The organism is Thiocystis violacea, from assembly GCF_016583575.1.
Classification (GTDB): domain Bacteria; phylum Pseudomonadota; class Gammaproteobacteria; order Chromatiales; family Chromatiaceae; genus Thiocystis; species Thiocystis violacea.
Window position 1 is genome coordinate 23,210 of the sequence record NZ_NRRG01000019.1, and the last position, 23,633, is coordinate 46,842.

At 63.9% G+C, this 23,633-nt stretch carries 17 protein-coding genes; 5 read left to right on the forward strand and 12 right to left on the reverse strand.

Annotated features, from left to right (window positions below):
* Positions 1 to 5: 5 nt before the first annotated feature.
* The 4 genes from CKO27_RS11075 to CKO27_RS11090 form a co-directional block, all read right to left on the reverse strand.
* On the reverse strand, positions 6 to 668 hold the full coding sequence (locus CKO27_RS11075) for a thiopurine S-methyltransferase (protein WP_200374953.1): 663 nt from the start codon (positions 666 to 668) through the stop codon (positions 6 to 8).
* A gap of 177 nt (positions 669 to 845) precedes the next feature.
* Entirely contained in the window at positions 846 to 2,924 is a 2,079-nt protein-coding gene (locus CKO27_RS11080; protein WP_200374954.1) for a hybrid sensor histidine kinase/response regulator, read from the reverse strand.
* 30 nt (positions 2,925 to 2,954) lie between these two features.
* A complete protein-coding gene (locus CKO27_RS11085) occupies positions 2,955 to 3,392 on the reverse strand; it encodes a response regulator (protein ID WP_200374955.1) in 438 nt (145 codons plus the stop codon).
* 44 nt (positions 3,393 to 3,436) lie between these two features.
* Positions 3,437 to 5,704 carry an ATP-binding protein gene (locus CKO27_RS11090; RefSeq protein WP_200374956.1) on the reverse strand — a complete coding sequence of 756 codons (2,268 nt, stop codon included), beginning with the start codon at positions 5,702 to 5,704 and terminating at the stop codon, positions 3,437 to 3,439.
* 256 nt (positions 5,705 to 5,960) lie between these two features.
* On the opposite strand from CKO27_RS11090, the gene CKO27_RS11095 reads away from it, so the two are divergent.
* The 3 genes from CKO27_RS11095 (at position 5,961) to CKO27_RS11105 (ending at position 7,371) form a co-directional block, all read left to right on the forward strand.
* Positions 5,961 to 6,323, forward strand: coding sequence for a TusE/DsrC/DsvC family sulfur relay protein (locus CKO27_RS11095; RefSeq protein ID WP_200374957.1), 363 nt, complete (start codon positions 5,961 to 5,963; stop codon positions 6,321 to 6,323).
* Between the two features lie 70 nt (positions 6,324 to 6,393).
* Positions 6,394 to 7,080 (forward strand): Crp/Fnr family transcriptional regulator, encoded by a 687-nt coding sequence (locus CKO27_RS11100; RefSeq protein WP_200374958.1) that lies wholly within the window; start codon positions 6,394 to 6,396, stop codon positions 7,078 to 7,080.
* Positions 7,081 to 7,191: 111 nt separating this feature from the next.
* Positions 7,192 to 7,371 (forward strand): YgaP family membrane protein, encoded by a 180-nt coding sequence (locus CKO27_RS11105; protein ID WP_200374959.1) that lies wholly within the window; start codon positions 7,192 to 7,194, stop codon positions 7,369 to 7,371.
* Positions 7,372 to 7,439: 68 nt separating this feature from the next.
* Here the strand turns inward: CKO27_RS11105 and CKO27_RS11110 are convergent, their stop codons facing one another.
* From CKO27_RS11110 to CKO27_RS11135, 6 genes are all read right to left on the reverse strand, one after another.
* Positions 7,440 to 8,009, reverse strand: a complete 570-nt coding sequence (locus tag CKO27_RS11110; protein WP_200374960.1) for a copper-binding protein — start codon at positions 8,007 to 8,009, stop codon at positions 7,440 to 7,442.
* A gap of 194 nt (positions 8,010 to 8,203) precedes the next feature.
* Positions 8,204 to 9,901 (reverse strand): SulP family inorganic anion transporter, encoded by a 1,698-nt coding sequence (locus CKO27_RS11115; protein WP_200374961.1) that lies wholly within the window; start codon positions 9,899 to 9,901, stop codon positions 8,204 to 8,206.
* 88 nt (positions 9,902 to 9,989) lie between these two features.
* Positions 9,990 to 10,205 carry a type II toxin-antitoxin system VapB family antitoxin gene (gene vapB, locus CKO27_RS11120; protein ID WP_200374962.1) on the reverse strand — a complete coding sequence of 72 codons (216 nt, stop codon included), beginning with the start codon at positions 10,203 to 10,205 and terminating at the stop codon, positions 9,990 to 9,992.
* Between the two features lie 88 nt (positions 10,206 to 10,293).
* Positions 10,294 to 10,686, reverse strand: coding sequence for a hypothetical protein (locus tag CKO27_RS11125; protein ID WP_200374963.1), 393 nt, complete (start codon positions 10,684 to 10,686; stop codon positions 10,294 to 10,296).
* Positions 10,683 to 11,054 carry a P-II family nitrogen regulator gene (locus CKO27_RS11130; protein ID WP_200374964.1) on the reverse strand — a complete coding sequence of 124 codons (372 nt, stop codon included), beginning with the start codon at positions 11,052 to 11,054 and terminating at the stop codon, positions 10,683 to 10,685. Before CKO27_RS11130 ends, CKO27_RS11125 begins: the two co-directional genes overlap by 4 nt.
* Positions 11,051 to 12,838, reverse strand: a complete 1,788-nt coding sequence (locus tag CKO27_RS11135; protein ID WP_200374965.1) for a DUF1538 domain-containing protein — start codon at positions 12,836 to 12,838, stop codon at positions 11,051 to 11,053. Before CKO27_RS11135 ends, CKO27_RS11130 begins: the two co-directional genes overlap by 4 nt.
* A gap of 481 nt (positions 12,839 to 13,319) precedes the next feature.
* Between CKO27_RS11135 and CKO27_RS11140 the strand changes: the two genes are divergently transcribed.
* Positions 13,320 to 14,504 carry a sensor histidine kinase gene (locus CKO27_RS11140; RefSeq protein ID WP_207280739.1) on the forward strand — a complete coding sequence of 395 codons (1,185 nt, stop codon included), beginning with the start codon at positions 13,320 to 13,322 and terminating at the stop codon, positions 14,502 to 14,504.
* A gap of 48 nt (positions 14,505 to 14,552) precedes the next feature.
* Positions 14,553 to 15,656: an HD-GYP domain-containing protein gene (locus CKO27_RS11145; RefSeq protein ID WP_200374967.1), complete on the forward strand. Its 1,104-nt coding sequence runs from the start codon at positions 14,553 to 14,555 to the stop codon at positions 15,654 to 15,656.
* Positions 15,657 to 15,839: 183 nt separating this feature from the next.
* Here the strand turns inward: CKO27_RS11145 and CKO27_RS11150 are convergent, their stop codons facing one another.
* Together CKO27_RS11150 and CKO27_RS11155 are read right to left on the reverse strand one after the other, a co-directional pair.
* Positions 15,840 to 19,841 (reverse strand): response regulator, encoded by a 4,002-nt coding sequence (locus CKO27_RS11150; RefSeq protein ID WP_200374968.1) that lies wholly within the window; start codon positions 19,839 to 19,841, stop codon positions 15,840 to 15,842.
* A 422-nt stretch (positions 19,842 to 20,263) separates the two neighbouring features.
* The gene (locus CKO27_RS11155) at positions 20,264 to 23,323 is read right to left on the reverse strand and encodes a Cache 3/Cache 2 fusion domain-containing protein (protein WP_200374969.1); all 3,060 of its coding nucleotides are present in this window, start codon (positions 23,321 to 23,323) and stop codon (positions 20,264 to 20,266) included.
* Positions 23,324 to 23,633 lie beyond the last annotated feature (310 nt).

Here is a 23,633-nt window from a genome sequence, read left to right on the forward strand (position 1 = left end):
GGGTTTCAGTCCCGGCGGCTGAGCCGATAGACTTTGTAGTAGACGCACTCCGGGGGCTGGCCTGGCGTATCGCCTTCGATCAGGCGCTCGACGTGGGCCAGTTCGATCTCGAAGCGCTCGCCGTAAAGGGCTTCGATCTCGGGCGCGGCGGCGGAAGCCTGGATCGGCGACTGGCCTTCTTCCGCGTCCTCGGCCGTGAGCAGCAGGAGTTTACGGGCGGTCGGGGTGATCAGACTCAGGTGGGCGACGTAACTCCGGCGGATGTCCTCCGGTAGCGCGGTGAAGGCTGTGTGGTCGTAGATGGCGTCGATCGGCCCGAGATCCGCCTCGGTCATCGCGAAAAAGTCTCCACAGAGAATGCCGAGATTCCCGTGGCCCCAGCGGGTGAGCCGTCCCTCGTCGCGTCGCGTGGGCTGCATCTGGTGTTCGCGAAAGAAGGCGCGGACCGCGAGTGGGCTCAACTCGATGCCGAGGACACGATACCCCTGCTCGATGAGCCACAGCATGTCCAGACTCTTGCCGCAGAGCGGGACCAGTACGCGACTTCCAGGCGCCAGGCCGAGACCCGGCCAGAAACGGACCAGGAGTTGGTTGACCGTTTTCTGGTGAAAGTCGGTGCGGTGGTCGCGCCAGTACTGTTGCCATAGGCCGTTGTCACGACTGGTCATGCGGATTCCGTTGCAGTGATTGAGCGAGGTTCGAACCCCGGCCCTTGAATGGATCGCCGTGTTCCGGCGGACGGGCGGCGCGGCGCGAGCGAGGAAGACGACGAGCCCCTATGGAAGGGAGCCAGCATGCCTGACTATCGCCACATCCGCATCCTCGGTACGCCGATTTCTTCAGTGTCAGGCTTCGGTCCCATGTCCGGACGCTTCCATCGCCGGCATGAGCCACTGTCGGATGTCCGCGACCAGTGTGGTCAATTCGCCATCCAGGTGAGCGACCGCGATGTCGAGTTGGCGCGGGGCGGCCGTGTCGCGCAGAAGATGTTCCAGGGCCTCGGCCGCGGCCTGAGCCCTCCGTGCGCCGAGATTGCCCACGGCGCCCTTGAGACCATGGACCAGTCGCCGGGCCGAAGCGGAATCGCCGGCGGCCAGGGAATCCCGGATCCTGGCGACATCCATTCCATGATGGTCCACCAGCAGGCACAGAAAACGCGCCAGCATCTCGTCCTTACCGCCCAGGAGCCGCAGGGCGACCGGAAGATCGAGACCTTCGATCCTGGCCAGTTGCTCCCGACAGGCCGTGGCGGTCACGCGGCAAGCCCGATCGCCGGGCTCGATCGACGCCGGGTTCTCGCAGGGCAGCCATTTCAGCAGGGTGGCGTAGAGCTGCTCGATGTCGATCGGCTTGGTGATGAAGTCGTTCATTCCAGCCGCTTCGCACGCCTGACGATCCTCGGTGAAGGCGTTGGCGGTCATGGCCAGGATCGGGAGCGAGCGCCAGCCCGGCAGGGCACGTATCCGCCGGGTCGCCTCCAGTCCATCCAGACGCGGCATCCGCATGTCCATCAGGACCAGATCGTAATGAGCCTGCCGGGCGCGATCCAGGGCCTCGATCCCATCCGCGGCCGTGTCGATCGCGCATCCGACCCGCTGCAATAGCCCCAGGGCCACCTCGCGATTGATTGGGTTGTCTTCCACCAAGAGCACGCGATGACCGGAGTGCCGGGCGCGCAGGGTCGCCTCGGACTCTCGCGCCACCGGCGGCGCGCTCAGCGGCATGACCCCTTCTCCACGCGCGAGGAGCGCCGTCATCCAGAAGGTGCTGCCCTGCCCCGGCACGCTCTCGACACCCGTCTCGCCGCCCATCAGATGCGCCAGATAGCGCGTGATCGCCAGACCCAGGCCGGTCCCTCCGAACTTGCGCGTGGTGGAACTATCGGCCTGCTCGAAGGGATCGAAGATCGTCGGCAGAACCTCGGGCGCGATGCCGATCCCGGTGTCCTGAACCTCGAAGTGCACCATCAGACGGTCATCGCGTTCCTCCAGCAGTCTGGCGCGCAACAGGACGATCCCGCGGTCGGTGAATTTGAGTGCGTTCGCGGCATAGTTGAGCAGGGCCTGGCGGAGCCGGGTCGGGTCGCCGCGCAGCCAGTTCGGCACCGAGCCGCCGTCGACCATGAGGGACAGTCCCTTGGTCGTCGCTACCTCGTCGATCAGCGAACAGACGTCGTCGAGCAGGGTGGAGAGGGCGAAATCGGTCTCTTCCAGTCGCAGCCGATCCTCCTCGATCTTGGACAGGTCGAGGATGTTGTTGATGATGTGCAACAGATGGTTCGCCGCCATCTCGATCTTGAGGAGCCGTTCGGTCGGGGCGCCGTCCGGGATCTCGTCACGCAGCAGATGCGTCAGGCCAATGATGGCGTTCATCGGCGTGCGGATCTCGTGGCTCATGTTGGCCAGGAAGGCACTCTTGGTCCGGTTGGCCGACTCCGCGCGCTCGCGCGCCTCGGCCAGTTCCTCGGTGCGTCGGGCGACCAGTTCCTCCAGGTGGTGACGGTGGCGGTCGAGTTCGCGCTGTTGCGCGCTCACCTGCCGGCGCATGGCGACCTTTTCGATGCCGTTGGCGATCGTGCGCCGCAGAATCTCCCGGCCGACACGTCCCTTCACGAGAAAATCATGCGCGCCATGCTTCATGCATTCGACCGCCAGAGCGGCGTCCTCGTACCCGGTCAGAACGATGAGGGCGTAATCCTCCTCATGCCCCGCGCCCCGCTCCTCGAAGAATTCCAGGGCCGTCATGTCGGGCAACTGGTAGTCCAGCAACACGCACTCCGGGCGCAGCATCTCGGCGAGGTTAAGACCTCGATCGCCCCGCTCGGTCGCGATGACCTCGAACCCCTCGCGCAGATAGTACCGAAAGGTTTCGGTGTCCTCGGGGCTGTCGTCGATGATCAGCACTTTCGGTAGGACATCATTCATGAGTCGGCAAGCCGATGGCCTCGGGTTTGTTTAGGGAAGGGTCGCGGCCATGAACCAGTAGCTCACGAAGGCGTCGATCCGTGATGCGAACAACTCCCGACTCAGCGGTTTGATCAGGTATCCGGCGGCGCCAAGACGGTAATATAGCTCTACGTCCCGAGGATTGTTCGAGGTCGTGAGCATGACGATGGGAAAGGGCGGACAGCGCGGATCGCAACGGATGGCTTCCAGGATCTCCCGGCCAGTCCCGTCGGGCAGATTGACATCGAGCAACGCCAGGGCGGGAGGCGCCAACGCCCGATGGGCGGTCCGGTCGAGTGGAAAGAGGAATTCGAGGGTGTCGTCGACCCGTGTGAAACGCTGGATCGGACGCTTGAAACCGACCCGCCGCAAGGCCCAGCGGGTCAGCTCGTAGTCTTCATCGGAATCCTCGACGATCAAGAGTGCCTTTTCGTGTTTCTTATCCATGGACGCACTATTGGTTTACTCGCGGCGGATCCGTCGCTGGTCCATCACGCCGGCCGCGATTTCGGGGCGAGCGTGAAACGAAAGATCGATCCTTCCCCTGGCACGGATTCCAGCCAGATATGTCCGCCATGGCGTTCGATGGCCTTTTTGGTGATCGTCAAACCGGCGCCGGTCCCGCCGCCGTACTCCTCGCGGCCATGCAGCCGACGGAAGATCTGGAAGATCCTGGCGAAGTGTTTCGGCGCGATCCCGATGCCATTATCGCGCACGAAAAAGACAGGCGGATCGAGTTCGCTGTCGCAACCGACCTCGATCAATTTATCCGCGCGTTCGTTGTACTTGATGGCGTTCGAAATCAGGTTGCCGAGGATCTCGGTCACGCGGACCCGATCGCAGTGCGTCACCGGCAACCGACCGAGCACCCGCACCCGCACCGAACCCGAGGGAGGCTGGAGCTGTAGCGATTCGAGCATCTGGGCGAGGACATCGTTGAGATCGACCGGCCGTAAATCGAGGTCGATCCGGCCGACGCGCGAATACTGGAGCAGCGATTCGATCAGATCATCCATCCGACAGGTGAGACGGAGGATGGTCGCCAGGCGCCTCTGGCTCTGCTCCGACAGTTGCCCGCCCTCCTCTTCCTGCAGGAATTGGACGAAATTGTGGATACCGCGCAGGGGTTCCTTCAGGTCGTGGGAGGCGGCGTAGGCGAAGGTGTCGAGTTCCAGATTGCTTTCCACCAGTTCGCTGTTCAGACGCCGGAGCCGCTCGGTGTGCACGATGATCGACTCGATGATGCCCACCCGCAACTCGCTCGCATGCTCGATTTCGCAGTCCAGCCAGGGACGCGACTGGCCGGGGACGGTCTCCTTCCAGAGCGCGAACGAGGTACGGGGCATCAGACGGATCACATCTCCGTCCGCGTCGATCTCGACCGGCTTGCGCGGATCGCCGGCCCAGTTGACGGACTGCAACCACTCGGGACGGAACCACATCAGGCTGTCGGGGCCATCACACGACAGGCGCACCGCCAGCAGGCCGCTCGCGATCTCGCCGAAGGCGGCGGCCGGCGGATAATCCGCCGGCAAGCGATGGGTGACGAAGAGCGGATCCTCGCGCGCGGCCAGCCAATCGGCCAGCGCCCGGACATCGCGCTCGGCGGGCGTGACGCCGAACAGCGTCAAGCCGTCCTCCGTGAGCAGCGCGGCGCCGCCGGCATCCAGCGGGGACAGCAGGTCGGGAGGCGCGTCCATCAGCCCCTGTCGACTGGTCGCGGACCCGAGCATCGCCTTGAGATGATGCGCGCGCGCGGCGCTCAGCGTCAGACGATAGCCATCATGCTCCTCGGCTGTTTTCGAGCCCATGAGCAGCGAGACCATATGGGCGAGGAACTCCACCGCCACGCGGCTCTCGTAGGGCAGATACTTCGGCCCCTCGTGGTGCATGCAGGAGATCAATCCCCACAAGTGGCCGTCCTTGAGCAGCGTGGTCACCAACGTGGCCTTGACCCCCATGTTTCGGAGGTAGCCGCTGTACATGAGCGAGACGCTGCGCAGGAACGAATAGCTCAGATCCGGAGGACGCGCGGTCAGCGGATTGAGTTCCGGCACCAGGGGAACCGGGACATAGTCGACATCGGGCAGATGGCGAACCCAGCTCAGGCTGAACAAGCGCCGGGCCGGCTCGGGGATATCGGCGGCCGGGTAGTGCAGGCCCAGATAGGTCTCGCGATCCGAGCCCACCGACTCGGCGATCACCTCGCCGCTGCCGTCCGGGTCGAAACGATAGACCATGACCCGATCGAAACCGGTGAGACGGCGGATGCGCTCCACCGTCAAATCGAAAAACCCTTGCAGCGATTGACTGGCCTGCAAGGCCTGGATGCTGGCGTGAACGTCCTGATACAGATCGGAGGCATGCGATCGCGCCTCCTCGTCGATGCGTTCGAACTCCAGCAGCAGCAAACCGTCGATGCGATTGGCGAACAGATGGAAACTGTCGTCCCGACCGGGCAGGCGCACCGTCATCAGGTGCGCCAGCACACCGGAGATGTTCTGGGAGGCTAGGCGCGCGCGCAGCGTCTCGCTCACCTCATCGCCCAAGAGGATGCCGATCGACGCCTGATGGAGCGCCTCGGGAGGGAACCCCAGAAGGCTTTCCGTATTGGCGCTGGCCTGCAGAATGCGCAAATCCGGTTCGTCGAGCATCAGCAGCGCGCCATGCGGTTGAATGGCGCCCGCGAACTGGATCTGTTCACGATCGCAGTGCGTGAGATCCAGCTTGTTCGAGTGATCCTGTTGCCCCGGTTTCATGTCTTGCCTTACTGATGATGGGTGACCCGAACATCGCCGCGCGCGACGCGGATGTCGCGCGACATCCTACAACTCACAACGAGAATCGATGACAGATCCTAGGCGGTTGTCGCTGATCGGTGCTTGACGCGCCCCGTCACGGAATCGACACTCACGAGGGACGATAGGACAGTCCGAGTGGGTGTGCAACGCACCCCTGTCGTAGCGGCGAACCACCGGAACGCGGATCCATTCGATCAATCATCAGGAGGACAACATGGCGACACAGACCATGAGCGACATCATGAATCCAGGCGCGATCAACCTCGACCCCGAGTTCCCGCATGCTCCACCCGAATGGACCCGCGGAGGCGCCGAGGAAGCGGCCCAGCATGACGGCATTCAGCTCGACGAGGATCACTGGCGAACGATCAAGGCCCTCCAGGACTACTTCGAGCGTCATGATCACCCCAACGTCCGCGATCTCCATGACGCGCTCGACGAGTCCTTCCATTCCAAGGGCGGCATCAAATATCTCTATGGCCTCTTCCCAGGCGGCCCCGTCGCGCAAGGGTGCCGATACGCTGGATTACAGCCGCCATCCGGCGCGCTCGACAAGTCATTCGGCAGCGTTCAGTAGGATCCGGCGGCCGGGAGCGCTTCATCGCACGTCTCGCCGAAGACGCTTCCGGCCACCGTTCACGCTCCGCATGATCAGCGATCCCCAACAGCGCCAGCACATTCTCGACCGTTTTTCCTTTCTGCGCGTGGCCCCACTGGCTTTGCGCGCCGAACTCTTCGACAACGCCTCCATCGCGCGTCTGCCGGCGGGACGTCCGATCTGTGACCATGGTTCGACCTGCTCCCTCTTGCCCTTGATCCTCGTCGGGACCGGGCGGGTCTATCAGCTCGGCGAGAACGGCCGAGAGATCACGCTCTATCGCGTGGAGCCGGGCGAAAGCTGCGTGCTGACCGCCTCCTGCATCCTCGGCCATCGGCCCTTCCCGGCCTTCGCCGAATGCGAGAGCGATGTCGAGGCGGTCGTGGTGAGAGCCGCCGAGGTACACCGCTGGATGTCCGAATCCGAGCCCTGGCGGGAGTATCTCTTCGGCCTGATCGCCAGTCGGTTGCAGGAGGTCTTCGGGGTGCTGGACGCGGTGCTCTTCCAGCGTCTGGATCAGCGCCTCGTCACCTTTCTTCTGAGCGCGCGCTCGGCGGCACCGGGTCGGGACATTCGCATGACCCACCAGGCCCTGGCGGTGGAGTTGGGGTCATCCCGCGAGGTCATCAGCCGGGTGCTCAAAGGGTTGGAAGGACAGGGCCTGCTGCGCACAACGCGGGGTCTGATCGAACTGCTGGATATCCCAGGGCTGGAATCGCGGGCGCGTGATGGCTGATCCGTTGGTGACATAGTCACGGAAGCGACGGATCGATCCGCGTACTCTCTGCTCACACACACCGGATCGGCCAAGAGCGCCGGTCACCACCATCACAGCAGAGATCCCAGCATGACCCAAAACCTCGGAAAACTCGATCGTACCCTCCGTATCGTCGCCGGCGTCGCCATCGCCGCCTGGGGCGTCTACGCTCAGAATTGGCTCGGCGCCATCGCCCTGGTGCCCCTCGCCACCGGACTCATCGGCTGGTGCCCGGTCTATCTGCCGATCGGTCTGAATACCAACAAATAAGACAGGTTCGCCCGCCACTCGCCGCCACTTCGGCGGCGAGTGGCGGGCGATTTTTCGCGCTTCCCAAGTTATTGGAACTTAACCTCGCCGCTGATCGCCCGCATATAAGAGGCGCTGACGCTGTCGCCGACGGCGACCGATTCAAGCAGGGCCGGATCCTTGACCTTGAACGTCATGATTTGCTCTGGCCCCTTGATCGTCACGCTGGATTTCGCCTTGTCCACGGACTCGACGACACCCGTGACGGTCAAGGATTCGACCATCATGCCGGCCGGCTTCTCGCCTGGATCGCGCACCACAGAGGACTGGGTCGAGATACCGATGGCGCCGGCGTCCGCGCCCGTTTTCAGATCGATTAGGACGAGATCGGTTTCGGTGATGGTCAGGACATTCCCGATCTTGACCTCATCGAGACGCTGGACCTCCGCTGGGACATGCAGCACCTCGAAGCGGCCCTCCGGGGTCTTGATGGTCAGCATGCGCTTCTCCTGATTGACGACCGTCACGGTGCCGCTGACGGTGGAGGAAACGGAGCCGACGGCGACCGGAACGGTTTCGGCATGCGCGATGGGCAGGGAGCCGAGGAGACCCAGGGTCATGGCGCAGGCAAGGGTGATCGGGCGTGGCATTGTCGTCATGGAAAAATGATCCTTGAGGTTGAATGGAAGTCAAAATCAGCGACCCGCAGGCGATCCGCCGGGCCTGTCATCCGGCGCCCCGTCAATAGGGCGAACTCACGACCAGGTATTGGACGCTCGCCCCGGCCTATTGTGGGCGATACCTGGCCGAACCGCATCGCTTTGGATGCTCCGTTAGGGCGTGACGATGCGGTTCAACGGCTCTTCTCAGGTTCATCGATGCCTTCCCGTGCCTCGCTCAGTGAGCGGAAACGCTCGACGGCCATCCGCAGGTTGCTAAACATCCGCTCGCGCCCGAGCGTCTCGCCGAGCGGCGAGCGCTGAACCATGCCGAGCGCCTCCGGATTAAGCGCGACCAGCCAGAGCTGGATGCCGCGTTCGCGCAGCCGCTCCTCGCCCTCGGCGAGCATCTTGAGCGCCGAGTACTCGATGTCGGGCACGGCGCGGAAATCGACCACCAGCACGCGCGGCTCGGCTAAGTCGATGAGCCCCCAGAGTTGCTCGCCGATGCGCTGGGCGTTGGCGAAAAAGATGCGTCCCTCCGGGCGCGCCATCAGGAGGCCGGGAACGGTCTCGTCATCCGGATGCTCCGCCGATTTCGGGCGGAAGAGATCGGTGCCGGGCTTGCGTCCGAGCACATAAAGCCTCGGATGGGCGGTCTGGTAGGCCAGGGCGACCAGCGACACGATGACCGCCACCACGATCCCCTTGAGCGTTCCGAGCAGCACCACGCCACCAAAGGCGGCCAACGCCCAGAGAAATTCCATCCGCCGAACTCGCAGGATGGCGAGGAACTCAGCCGGCTGAATCAGACCGATCGAATAGACGATGACCACCGCCGCCAGCGTCGCCTGGGGCATCAGACCCATGAGCGGCGCGAGCAGGACCAGGGTCGCCACGGCGGCGGCGGCCGTCACCAGTCCGGCGATCTGGGTACGTGCGCCGGCGAGCCGGTTGACGGCCGTCTGCGAGGTGCCGCCCCCGCCGGGCATGGCGCTGAAGAGACCGCCGACGAGGTTACCGAGCCCTGTCGCCAGCAGCTCACGATTGGGCTCTGGACGCGGCTCGCCGCGACCCGCGAAGGCGCGCGCGGCGGCGATCGACTCGGTGAAGCTCATGAGCGCGATGCCGAGCGCGCCGGGCCAGAGCTGTTCGATCAGACCCAGGTCGGGGAGGGTCAGGGACGGCAGCCCCTGGGGAATCTGGCCGACGATCGCCACGCCATGGCCTTGCAGAGCGAACAGGCCCGAGACGGCGATGCCGAGCGCGACCGCGACCAGCGGGGCCGGGGCGCGTGGAACCAGACGCTCGATCCCCAGCAGAATCGCCAGCATGGCGACGCCGACCGCGAGCGTCGTGAACGAGGTCTCGGGCAAGTGATGGACAAGCGCCAGGATGTCGCGCAGGAACCCGCTCTTCTCGAAATGGAGGCCGAGCAGCTTGGGTACCTGATCGAGGACGATGACCAGCCCGACGCCGGCCTTGAAGCCGGTCAGCACCGGCTCCGAGATGAAGCTGGCAACCACGCCCAGGCGCAGTACCGAGGCCAGGATGAGCATGATCCCGACCAGGAAGGCGAGGGTCGCGGAGGCGGTAAGCAGCGCCGTCGGATCACCGCCAGGCACCACCAGCGCGAGCTGAGTGCCGGTGAGGATCGCCAGCGTGGTCGTGGTGCTGACGCTGAGCGGTCGCGAGGTGCCCAGGATGGCGTAGATCACCAGGGGGACGAAGGCGGTATAGAGCCCCACCTCGACCGGCAGTCCGGCGATGGTGGCATAGGCCATGGCCTTTGGAACGACCACCGCCGCCGTGGTCAGACCGGCGAGCAGATCCAGACGCAGCCAGCCCTTTTGGTAGCCGCCCAGCCAGTCGAACATCGGGATGGGGGTCATCGTGGATTCACTCCTGAAGCTCTCCGGTCTCGTTGGCGAGAGCCGTCGCATGACTCTCGATGAGTATTGTGCGATTCATGCCCAGAGCTTATTGACGGGATAGGGATTGGTAATCCTTGAAGTCATCGAGCGGTGCGTCAAAGTCCTCCGCCATCCAGATTTTCCCTTGCGCACTGCCAGGCTGACGGGGCTGTCCGACACCGAGGTGCTTGCGCTCCAGAAATTGCACGAAATCCAGGACTTCGGCCGCCACCGATTCCGGCAGCGCTTTCAGGTGTTGATAGACCATTTCGGCGTGGGTCATGGCGATTCTCCAACAGACGTTTGCCGGGATGGGCGGAACCATCCTTCGCAAAAGAGATTAGCTTGCAAGGACGCAACGTGACCTGGATTCACTCCCGAAGCTCTCCGGCCTCGTTGGCGACGCCCTCGGGGAGCGCGAAGGGCGTGGCGAGGATCAGCGGCGTCATGAAGAGCGCGCCGCCGCCCGGTCGGTGGATCTCCGCCCGCTCATACACCCGTTCGAAGAGCGCGTCCGCCGCCTCCGCGTCCACGACGATGGTGACCAGACGCACCAGCGCGGGCTCCGGCAGTTTGCCGCGACGGGCGGTGCTCTCGCGCAACACCGAATGGCCGCGACAATAGACGCTGTTCGCCCGGTTGACGCCCGCCTGGTCGCGCAGCCAGGCCAGGAGACACCGCTCCGTGCCGTCGTCGGGGAGGATACAGGAGATCAGTTTGGCGGCCCCGCCAGGAACCGGCGCGTCCCGTTCGGTCGCGCTCATGACTGGCCTCCCGGCCCCGTCACTCGCTCCAGGATCTCGCGCGGAACAAAGGTCGCCATCCGCTCGATCGGGGTGATATAGGCCATCCCGGCGCCAGGCCGGTTGAGTTCGGCGGCTCGGTAGATCGCCTCGAAGACCACGTCCTGGTAGTCGGTCGCGACCAGGACGTTGACGACATCCTTCTCCGCCTCGACCGCGATGCCCAGCAGCCCGAGCCGTTCGCGCGGACCGATGCCCCTGGCGTGATAGACCAGCGCTCCGGCCGCGCCCATGGTCTGGGCGGCCTGGATGACCGCGTCGCCGCGTCCGGCCGTGACGATGCAGGTGATGAGCGCCACGTCGGTCAGGTAGGTGATTTTGTCTTTCATAGCGGCGATTGGACGTCCAGCGCTGGTTGGGTGGATGGGTCGCGGCGGTCGGTGCGTTCTTGCAGCCCGGCCCGCAGGCGCGCCCAGAGACCGGTCAGCAGCACGCTGATGATGGGACCGATGGAGGCCAGGCAGAGGATCCCGAACCCCTCGACCGCCTGGGTCGCGTTGCCGAAGCCAAGCCCCATGGCGAGCACCAGAGGCACGGTGATGGGACCGGTGGTGACGCCGGCGCTGTCCCAGGCGACATTGACGAACTCCTCCGAGGACACCAGGGTCAGTAGCGTGGCGAGCAGATAGGGCGGGACGATGAGCCAGACCAGCGGCAGATCGAAGATGAGCTTGGTCACGCCCAGCGCGATACCGCAGGCGACCCCGACCGAGACCGCCAAAATCAGTGTGCGCTTCTTGAAGAAGCCGTTGGTCAACTGCTCCGCCGTGACGCCCAGGGCGTTGAGCGCCGGCTCGGCGATGGTCGCCCCGAAGCCGAGCACCCAGGCGAAGACCAGGGCCAGGGTCAGTCCGACCCCATAGAGATAGAGCGGCGACCCCTCCGCGTCGGGAACCGCCATGAAGGCGGCCGGGACCAGGGATCCAGCGCTCGCGCCGAGCGCCGACAGCCCGTAGGTCAGCCCCAGATTGAAGAGACACATGCCGATCAGCGTCAGGGCGATCCCCAGCCAGATCTCGCGCGGACGCGGCAGTTCTTCCTTCAGCACGAACTTCAAAATGATGAAAAGGAAGAGCACCAGCGGCAGGATGGCGCGCAGACCCAGGATCAATTCAACTCCGGGGCTGCGTTCGTACCAGGCGAGCGCGCCCATATCCGTGCCCGCCATGGCGGCGATGGCGAGGATCTCGGTGGGCGTGACGGTCCCGGCGACATAAAAGGCCAGCAGCAGCACGCCGATGATGGGAAAGAGCGAGGCCAGGGTGACGATGCCGAAGCCGGACAGCCCGGAATCGCCCCGACCGGCCGCCGCCGCGATGCCGATGCCGAGCGACAGCACCAGCGGCACCGTGACCGGCCCGGTGGTCACCGCGCCGGCATCCCAGGCCAGCCCCATGACCTTGGCCAGCTCCGGATCGCCCGCGCCGTAAAGGGTGAGCCCGAGCACCGGCACCAGCGAGGCATAAATGAGCGGCTTGAGGCTCCAGCCATGCAGAAAACGCAGCGTCCCCAGCACCGCGGCCAGACCGACGCTGGCCCCGATGACCAGCACCAGCGCGCCGGTCCATTCGTTGAGCAGCAGCCAGAGATAAGGCGCGAGCTCGGGCGAGACGTTCCGACCGGCGGCCTGAAGCGCGCCGATCGCCGGCTCCGCGAAGGTCACGCCGATACCGAGCAGGAGCGTGATCAGCAGCACCAGCGGCAGCGACGACTTGCGCGGCAGGGTGTGGCCGATGAGTTCACCAAAGGGCATGAGACCCAGCTTCAGCCCCTCCATGAAGAACATCAGCCCGAGGATCACCGCGAACAGACCGGCGGTGATGAGCCAGGAGTCATCGACGAGCTGACGCAGGATGAGGATCTGAAAGAGCGCGAGATAGAGCGCCAGGGGCACGACCGCCCGGAACTGATCCATGAAGCGCACGGAGACGTAGGGACGCAGCAGTCCCGCGATTTCGTCCGGGTGCAGCCGGATGGGCGGCGGGGCCGGTGGCGGCAGCGGGCGGCCGTTCACGTCCCGCCGTGCCGGCGGCAGGATAGCGTTGGCGCTCAGCTCACGCCGTCCGGCGCCGATCGCTCGCAGATAATCGCCGTATCGGACGGAGTCTTTCATGCTCTATCGGTGCTCCTCGATGAAAACGAAACTCCGCCGGCGCCTCATGCGCGGCGGGATCTGGCGAATGATCGCCAACATATGGGCGGATTCGCCAGATACAGCCACCCGGCCGCGACTTGCAGGGGGCGCTTGAACGCCCGCGAGGTCGTCCAGGATCCATGGGGCTCTCTCCCTCCCGGCCAGCTCCGGTCGGTCATCCCACGCCCCACCCAGGCACCGCGTCGGCGTCCAACGCGCATGCGAAATGAGGAGCCGTTCAGATTTTCAAGTCCGTCGCTCGCCTAGACTAGGCGCTGGCGGCCGAGACGCCCGTCACAGGCTGGCATTTTATCTACCTTGTCTCCTGGAAGCCTAGGATCCCACGGCTTCCATGTCGTCACCCTTGAGCGATGCTTGCCCACTCCCCAACTCCGAACCCTATGGGACGGCGTCGCGGATTTCGAACGACCCTGACGCGAAGCTAGACAGGCGCCTAACCTTGCCAAGCCGAAACGACACCCATCCCGACACTAACCCGCAAAGCCCACGCGCGGACGACGATCCTTCGCGTTGGCGGATCCGCGTCCTGGAATCGATGATGAGCGGCGTCAGTGTCGCCGATGCCAATGCGCCGGACTTACCTCTGGTGTATGTTAATCCAGCCTTCCAGTCCATGACCGGCTACGAAGCCGACGAGCTGCTGGGACGCAACTGCCGCTTTCTGCAAGGCCATGACACCGATCAGGAGGCACTCGCGGTGGTTCGGGCGGCACTGCGAGAGGGGCGCGAAGCCTCCGTGCTGCTGCGTAACTACCGTAAGGACGGCACCCTGTTCATGAATCAGTTGCGTCTTGCGCCGGTCAGGGATCGGACCGGGCGGATCACCCATTTCGTCGGCATTCAGCAGGATGTGACCAGGGAACTGCAAACCCAGGCGGATCTGCTCAAGGCCAAGGAGGAGGCGGAACAGGCCAACCGGGCGAAGTCCGAATTCCTCTCGCTGATGAGCCATGAATTGCACACAGCCATGAACGCGATCCTCGGCTTCGCCCAGTTACTGGAACAGGATGTATCGCTCGGCGAGGCACAGCGCGAAAACGTGCACGAGATCCTCCTCGGCGGCGAACATTTGCTGAAGCTCATCAACGAGGTGCTTGATCTGACCCGACTGGAATCCGGCCAACTCGAACTCCAGATCGAACCCGTCGCCCTGGAGCCCCTGGTCAGGGACTGTCTCGCCCTGGTCGAACCACTGGGACGCCATCTGGGGATCGGCCTGCATGTGGGGTCCATGTCCGGCCTGGTTCTGCTGGCCGATCGCGGACGCTTGAAGCAGGTACTCGTCAACCTGCTCTCCAACGCTATCCGATACAATCGACCCAAGGGCCGGGTCAGCCTGGAGGCAAGCCACGCGCGCGACGCCCCAGGGGCGATCAGACTGGAGGTCTCGGACACGGGTCCAGGGATCCAGCCAGCGCGGCTGAATGAACTGTTTCAATCCGTCACGCGGCGCAACGCGGATGATCTCGATCTCCATGGGGAAGGCGATGGCATCGCTTTGGCGGTCTGCCGCCGACTCACCGAGGCCATGGGGGGGCGAATCGGCGTTGCGAGCGTGGTTGGCGAGGGAAGCCGGTTTTTGATCGAACTCCCAGGGATGGAGTCCGTGACGATGGATCCCTAGGCAGGCGGGAGGAATATCCTTGAACGGTTATTCACCGGAAACGGCTGTATGAATAACATCACCAAACCCAATAAGCCGGTCAGGTCATTGGCCCGGATCCTCGTGGTCGATGACGAACGGTCCAATCTGATCCTGATGGACCGCCTGTTGCGCGCCGAGGGTTATGAGAATCCGATCCTGATCCAGGATCCGCGCGAGGTCATGCCCGCCTACCGGCGGGTGACGCCAGATCTGATCCTGCTCGATATCCGCATGCCCTATGTGACGGGGTTCGACATCATCGAGCAGATCGTCGCCTTGAACGATCCGCTCGCCCCGCCGATCCTCGTCCTGACCGCGCAGCATAGCCGCGATTATCTGCTGCGCGCCCTGCAGGCGGGCGCCCATGATTTCATCGGCAAGCCCTTCGATCGGGCGGAGGTGGTGATCCGGGTGCGCAACATGCTCGATGTGCAACTGGCGCATCGGATGACCCACGATCAGCGCGACGGGCTCGAAAAGATCGTCCATGAGCGCACTCGCGAGATTCGCGACACCCGCCTGCAGGTGGTACAGAGGCTTGGACGCGCCGCCGAGTATCGCGACAATGAAACCGGCCGTCACATCCTGCGCATGAGTCATACCTCGGCCCTCATCGCCCAGCATCTGGGTTGGAACGAGGGCCAGTGTGAAACCATGCTGCACGCCAGCCCCATGCACGATGTCGGCAAGATCGGGATCCCGGACGCGCTCCTGCTCAAGCCCGGCAAGCTGACGGCCGATGAGTGGCGGATCATGCGCACCCACACCACCATCGGCGGCGATCTGCTGAGCGGCGATGACTCCGAGCTGCTGCGCATGGCGCGCGAGATCGCCCTGAATCATCATGAGAAATGGGACGGCGGAGGTTATCCCCAGGGCCTGGTCGGCGAGGCGATTCCACTGACGGGGCGCATCGTCGCCCTGGCGGATGTGTTCGACGCACTGACCTCGGCGCGTCCCTACAAGCAGGCGTGGGAGGTCAGCGAGGCGCTGCAATGGATCCGCGACAATGTGGGCAGCCATTTCGATCCGCGCCTGGCCGAGTTGTTCTTTGGATCGATCGAGGAAATCCTCGCTATCCGAGAGCGCTTCGCCGATCCACCGTCGCCGCTACCGGCACTCGACCCGTAGGATGGGTAGAGCGGCCACGCTATGAAGCTGAAGTTTGGCACGGACGCCGAATGGCCGTGAAACCCATCGACCATCGCTCCAGGGCTTGACGAAAACGCCCTCGTGCAACCGGAGGCGTTTTTCGTGGCGCGGCTCCGATAGGACGGCGCGGGGTTTGATGGGTTTCGCTTCGCTCTACCCATCCTACGAGGGTTGCATCCAATCGTTGAGCGCTGTGCGCAACGGCTTGAACTCCTGTTCCAGCAGGCGGGCCAGGCGCGATGCCTCCACCAGCGATCCCGGTTCCTCGGCGAGCATTTCCAGCCTTAACGCTACATCGCGCAGCCTGAAGGCCGAGATGTTGGCGGCCAACCCCTGAAGGCTGTGCGCGTGGAAGCCGACCATCGCCAGATCCCCCTCGTTCAGGCCATCCTTGAGTTCACCGATACGGATCGGGCCATCGCGCAGGAATTGCGCGATCACCTCGCGGGCCATGCCGCGATCGCCCATCATGCGCTCAAGCATGTCGGATTCATCGAATGGCGAATCCGGGGCGCGCGGATTCGAAAGGGGCGAGGCCGGCGCCGGGCGTTGGACGGGGTCCGTCGTCTCGCCACAGGGCGGAACGTGCGAGGCGCGGGCGAGTTGCGCCGCGATGACCTCGGCCAGGGCGCGAGGCTCGAAGGGTTTGGACAGATAGTCGTCCATGCCGGCCTCCAGACAGCGCTGCCGGTCACCCGTCATGGCGAGCGCGGTCATGGCGATGATGGGGACGCGCCGGTTGATGACGCCGGCCTCGCCCCGGCGGATACGCCGTGCCGCCTCGAAGCCATCCATTCCGGGCATCTGACCGTCCATGAGCACCAGATCGTAAGCGAGGCACGACAGCGCCTCCAGCGCCTCCGCCCCGTTACCGGCCGTGTCCGTGTTGAGATAACCGAGTTTCTCCAGAATCCCTTTCGCGACGAGCCGATTGGTGAGGTTGTCCTCCACGAGCAGAATCCGCGCCTGACTGGGCGCCAGGGCGGCGATCGCCTGACGATCCGCCTCGGCGACGGTGTGCCGGGTGACGATGGCCGGCGGAGCCTCGCTGGTGGCCCCGGCTTCCCGCCCCATGACCAGCGCCAGACAGTCATGCAACAGATGCTTGCGCAGCGGCTTGGTCAGATAGCCGGAGAAACCGGCCTGCTCCATGCGCGTGGCATCGCCGCGGCGCACCAGCGAGGTCAGGAGGATCAGCCGGGTGCCACGAAGGTTGGGATCCTGCTTGATGAGACAGGCCAGTTCCTGGCCGTTCATGGTCGGCATGGTCAGATCCAGCAGGGCCGCCTGAAAGGGTTCTCCGGCCTGGGCGGCCTGACGCAGCCGCTTCAGGGCGTCCGGTCCATTGTCGGTCTCCTGGGACTCGCATCCCCAGGAACGCAGCAGGGTTTCGAGCAGGAGACGGTTGGTCGCGTGGTCGTCGACCACCAGCACCCGCAGTCCATTCAACGGCGCGTATTTCGCCTGTGGCGCGGGATGCTCCTCCGAGGGTTTCTCGAATTCGGCGGTGAACCAGAACCTGGATCCCAGGGCGGGCTGACTCTCCATCCCGATCGAACCATTCATCAGCTCGGCCAGTTGCTTGGAGATGACCAGTCCCAAACCCGTTCCACCGAAGCGCCGGGTGGTGGAACTGTCGAGTTGGTTGAAGGCAGTGAACAGATTGGCGCGTTGGTTCTCGGGGATCCCAATGCCGCTGTCGCGCACCTCGAATCGGATCAGAACCCTGTCCGGGGTTTCGGCCACCAGGGTGACATGGATGCCAACCTCGCCATGACTGGTGAACTTGATGGCGTTGCCCGCCAGGTTGACGATGATCTGGCGCAGATAACGCGGATCTCCGCGCACCGAAGAGGGCACGCCCGGATCGATCTGATAGGTCAGTTCGAGATCCTTTTCCTGGGCACTGAAGGCCAGGAGTTCCACGACATCCTCCAGGGTGACGCGCAGATCGAAGTTCAGCATCTCCAGTTGGAGTTTGCCGGCCTCGATCTTGGAGAAATCCAGGATGTCGTTGATCAGGGCGAGCAGACTCTCGCCGCTGGCGCGCACGATCTCGGCGAAGCGCCGCTGCTCCTCGGTCAGTTCGCTCTCCAGCAACAGCCGCGTCATGCCGATGACCCCGTTCATGGGGGTGCGGATCTCATGGCTCATATTGGCCAGGAATTGGCTCTTGGCCTGGGTCGAGGCCTCGGCCTGCATCCGCGCCAGATCCAGTTCCCGGTTCTGGAACTCCATCCGCCGCGCCGACTCCTGAAGCTGGTATTCCGTGCGCCGACGTTCGCTGATGTCCTTGATGCCGCCATAGACTCGATGGCAGCCATCCACGTCGAGCACGCATTGATTGGTCATTTCCACCCAGGCCAGGGTTCCGTCGCGGCGGCGCAATCGCAACTGGTAGGTCAGGGCCTTGCCGGTTGTCAGTTCCCGGAGTCGCGCGTCGAAGAGGGCGCGATCCTCCAGCATGATCAGGCGCCGCCAGGTACCCATGGCCATGACCGCCTCGGCCCGGTGACCGGTGATGGTTTCGACCGCGCCATTGATCCAATCCAGGGCGAAACGATCCGGACCGGCCTCGACACAGGAATAGGCGATATCGGACATCAGCATGGAGAGATGGCGAAAACGCGCCTCGCTCTTTCTGAGCGCCTGATCCGCGCGACGCTGGCGCACGATGCGCCAGAGCGCGTTGGCGATGAGCTGGACGCTTTCCACGTCAAGATCGCGATAATCCTCGGCCTTGTTTCCGACCCCGATGAGTAGACGAATGAGGCCGTCCGCCGCGACCGGCACACAGATGAACCGATGCAGCGGGATGTGCCCCTCGGGCAGTCCATGCTGATCGGTCGATGCCGGATAGTCGTTACGGACGAGCGGAGAGCCCTGGAGCAGGGTGTCGGCCCAGACGCCGTCCTCGCCGATCAGGTAGTGACATTCGGTATCTGGTCGTTGACAACCCTGTTCCAGGGTGGAATTCGACCAGGCGGCAAGCTCGATGGTCTGATCCTCGTTGACGAAATGGGCGAAGCCGATACAGCTTTCGGTGAGCGACTCGGCCAGTTTCAGTCCGTGCTGTATCAACGCGAATTCGTCCAATCCATCGACGGCGCGGGGCAATTCGAGCAGGGCCTCCGAGCGCCGTTTCTGCAGGTCGATGATGAGTTCGGACTGCTTGCGGGCCGTGATGTCGCGGTTGACGCCCCGCCAGCCCAGATAGCCGCCGTCATCCTCGAAGACTGGACGACAGATATGCTCGATCCAGCGCAATTCGCCATCGGGGCGGATCAGGCGCAGTTCCAGCTTGGCCGAGGGCGTGTCACGGCAAGCGTGGTTCACATCCCGCGAGTGTTCCTCCCACAGCCATCGATCGTCGGGATGCACCAGGGTCGGCATGAGCTGGGGATCGGCCAGGAAGGCGTCCGGCCCATGGCCGCAAATGGACTCGCAGGCCGGCGAGACGTAGTGATAGCGCCCATCGGAACCGATCCAATAGTCCCAGTCCGCGGAGTAGTCGGCGAGGATCCGATAGCGGGTCTCGCTCTCGCGCGAACGCGCGTAAGCGCTACGGATGTTCGCCTCCTGGCGCAGGCGTTCGCTCAGGTCGATGACCGAGCAGATGAGCTGGCAGACACCGTCCTCCTCCGCGGGCAGGCGGGCGATATGGAGTTCGCCCTCGAAATGACCGCCATCGGTGGTGAGAAAGCGCATCTCGCCACCTTGGCTGGCGCCGGACTCCCAGGCCAGTCCAAGCGCGCCATCGAGTTGCTCGTCCGATTCCCTGGCCACCAGACGGGGAAGATAGTGCTGACGCAGGTGGCGGTTTTGCAGACCAAACAGGCGGGCGGCCTCCTGATTGGCCTCCAGGATCAGACCATGGCGGTCGACCACCAGGACCGCCTGGGGAATGCCGAAGAACAGCGTGGTATAGCGTGTCGCCATGCGCTCGGCGGCCGATTGCGTCACCCGCAGCTCGGCGTTCTGCAATTCCAGTTCGACCTGATAGATGCGCAGGTTTTCGGTCAGCTCGGCGAGATCGAGATCGCCCGCCACCTGTTTTTCCGCCCAGTCGAAATCGCCGCGCTCGAGCGCCCGGCGGGCTCGCTCGCGGATCGTCGCGGGACTCTCGGCGGAATTGGTCACGAGATTCTTGGGCGAGGAAGCCATGGACGCATCCTGAATCAACGAAATGATTGGCGGTGAAGGCACCGCGTGGCGTCAACCTCGATACAGCCCGAGTTCAACGGGAACCAAGAATGAGGCGTCCGCCGTCACGCGCGATGAGGACGGCGCACGGAGGATCGCCTCGAATTCCGATGACCCATCCATGGTGGGAATCCTTGTCGTGAACACCCGACGTCGCTCCGGCCCTCGGAGCTTGTGGAAAATCCCTCGTAGGATGGGCAGAGCGCAGCGATGCCCATCCCGTACGCTCCAAGGCTCAAGATACGAGGATGGGCCGAGCGCCGTGAGGCCCATCGAACCGTGCCGATGTCATCCGGCACAATCCTGAAGGCTCAGTGGGCGGAAAGATGGGCATCGCTCTCGCTCTGCCCATCCTACGGATCGGCCCAGGCCGGGTCGAATTCTCAGCTCACCAACCGCATGCCGACGTCTTGCTCCGAGTGGTCATGCTGACAGTGCTGCTCCAGTCGGCGGATCTGCTCGATGGTCTCCTCGGAAAGCGGGGCGAAACGCTCCGACAGTACAAGGTCCGCCCGCTCGCGTTCACCGACGATCACATGACGAAGGACATCTCCCGCGCACTGATGGAATTGCGCATGTTTCGCGCGCAGCACGGTGTACACGGGGACCGTCTTGAATTGGCTGCCGGCACCGTGGATCCACTGCCCTAGGGAACATTTGTCATCGCAGGACACGATCTCCGGATTCTGGGGTTCGGCGCGACCCTCGACGACCCGGCGAAGCTTCTTCGACCACTGCTTGTGGATATAGACGAATTCGTCGAAGTCAATGTCATCGGCCTGGCTCGCCATTGGCGATCCGTTCCGTTGACGACCGTCATCCATGTTGAAGACCGAGACGGTCCGACTCAAGATCCTGGCCTGATCCTCCAGGCTCTCGGCCGCCGCCGCCGCCTCTTCCACCAAGGCCGCGTTGCGCTGGGTCGCCTCGTCCATCAGGGTAATCGCCTTGGTCACCTGTCCGATGCCCTCCTCCTGTTCCCGGCTGGCCTCGGCGATCTCGGTCACCAGGCTGACGACTTGCTGGAAGGAGCTGACGATCGTCTCCATCGTGGTGCCGGTCTCCTTGACCAGCCTGGCTCCGTCGTCCACTTTCGCCACCGAGTCGCCGATCAGTTGCTTGATCTCCTTGGCCGCCTGGGCGCTGCGTTGGGCCAGCGTCCTGACCTCCGCGGCGACCACCGCGAAACCGCGTCCCTGCTCGCCGGCCCGCGCCGCTTCCACCGCCGCGTTGAGGGCGAGAATATTGGTCTGAAAGGCAATGCTGTCGATCACGCCGATGATGTCGACGATGTGCTGGCTGGATTGCTGGATGCCGCCCATGGTATCAACCACGCGCTGAACGAGGACGCCACCCGCCAGCGCCCGTTCATTGGCGAGACACACGAGTGCCCGCGCGTTCCCGGCGCTGCCGCTGTTCTGCTGGATGCTGGCATTGAACTCCTCCATCGAGCTGGCGGTTTCCTCCAGACTGCTCGCCTGTTCCTCGGTGCGCGCGGAGAGGTCGGCATTGCCCGCCGCGATCTCGCCCGCCGCCGTGTTGATCGCGTCGGTGGCCTCAAGGATCTGTCGGACCAGTCGCTCCAACTGTTGAACCGTGGCGTTGGTGTCCTGTTTCAACTCGGCGAAGCGTCCCTTGTAGCGTGACTCGATCCGTTTCGTCAGGTCCGCCCGGGCGACGGCTTTCAGAACCGTCGCGAGATCATCCAGCGCCTTGGAAACGATCTCGGTGAGATTGTTCACGCCATCGGCCAGCTCGCGGAAGAAGCCCGACTTGCCGTCGATACTCAGGCGCTGACTGAAATCTCCATGCGCGACCGCGTCGAGCAGCGTGTCCAATTCGCCCTCGGCGATCACCTCGGCGGTTCGATCGACCCACTCCACGACGGTCCCAAGGCGAGCGCCCCGGTCGTCCAGCACCGGATTGGCGATCAGCTTGAAGGTGCGTCCGCCCACGCGCATCTGCGAAACATAGGTGCCTTTCAGCCCCTCCAGCAAACCGCGTTGATGGGCTGGATTCTTGTGGAAATCAGCAAAGCCGCGACCGAGCAGACCCGCCGCGGCGAAGCCCGGAATCGCCTGGCGGATATCGGCCTCGGCCTCGCGCATCATGGCGGTGAAGGCCTCGTTCATATAGACCAGGGTGCCGTCGGGGTCGGCGACCATCATGTTGGTAGAGGCCTTGTCGAGGGCGCTGGTGACGCGCCGCATCTCATTGGCGACACGCTGTTCGCTCGCCGCGCGCTCGGCCAGATTGGTTTGCATCCCATCGAGCGCCTTGAGCATGACGCCGATCTCGTCCTGGCGCGCGCCGTCGATCCGACTGCCGTAGTCGCCGGCGCCGATGCGCGCGAAAACCCCGATGACCTGACGCAATGGCTGGGTGATGAGGCGCCTGGTCATCAGCACCAGAATGATTCCCACGGCCAGCAGCAGTCCAGCCGAGGCCGCCAGGGTGGCGTTACGCAATAGGGTCGCGTCGCGGGCGAATTCGTCCAGATAGGTACCGCCACCGATGACCCAGTTCCAATGCGGGTAATGCGCGTGGACGGCGATCTTGTCGCGCGGCTCGGTCTCGTTCAGCTCGGCGTTCATCCAGGGATAGCGGATGACGCCCTGCTTCTTCTCAAGCATCTCGGCGATGAAGGCCCGGCCATCCGCGTCCTTGGTGTCCAGGATCACCTGGCCCTCCTTGGCCGGATGGACGAGAAGCTGCCCGTAATGGGCTCCAGGATTGGCGTCGAGGACGAAGAAATACCCCGAATCCTCGACCTTCAGCGAGCGGATTTGCTGCTTGAGCGCGTCCAGCCCCTCGGTGAAATCGATTCCGATGAACAGCAGGCCGATCACCTGACCATCGGCCAGGATCGGCTTGTACCTGGTCATGTAGTCCCGGCCGAAGAGCGTCGCCTTGCCGCTATAGTCACGCCCGGCGATCAGGCTGGCGTAGCCAGGATGCTGTTTACCGAGCCAGGTTCCCATGGCGCGCTGGCCTTGTTCATCCTTGAGCGAGGTCGCCACCCGCAGGAAATCCTCGCCATCGCGCACGAAGATGGTGGCGACCGAGTGAGCCAGATCCGCGAAGCGGTCCACGGCGGAGAGATCGAGGTTGAGGATGGTGCCGCCATCGCGAAGCGTCGGCACCGTCTGGTCGCCGACGCGGACCCGGTTCTCGGTGTCGATGGAAAACCGTCCCTCGAATCCGCCGGAGAAAACCGACATGAGACGGTCGGACTCCTGGGTCAGCGCCGCGTCATAACTCGCGACCATCGAGAGCAACAGGTCCGTTCGCGCCTCTAGCTCCGCGATTCCCTTCCTGGCCAGCAACGTGCGCGCGTAGTCGCTCAGCCCCCAGGAAAAGGCCGACAACAGAACCAGAACCAGGATGAAGACCACCCCGGCCAATTTCGCGGCCACCGATCTTGCAAAAATTTGTCGCGCCATATCGATTGTCCTGATTTTTATTTTCAGTCGGGTGAACCAAGGCGGAAGAGATCAGTGAACTCAGTGAGCGCCGTTCGTTCCGATGTCAGACCTGAAATAAGGTGATTTCCGGGAAACCTTGTACCCGCGATCCGCCCAGTCATAGACAGGACCGGCAGGATTTCGCAGGATTGGCAGAATTTATAACACTCTGTTTTTAATCCTGTAAATCTTGAAGAATCCTGTAAATCCTGTCCATTTCCGGAGTTTTAGGTTGGGTATGGACTTTCCCGGAAATCGCCTAACGGCCGTATTGAACGAGTACTTGCGG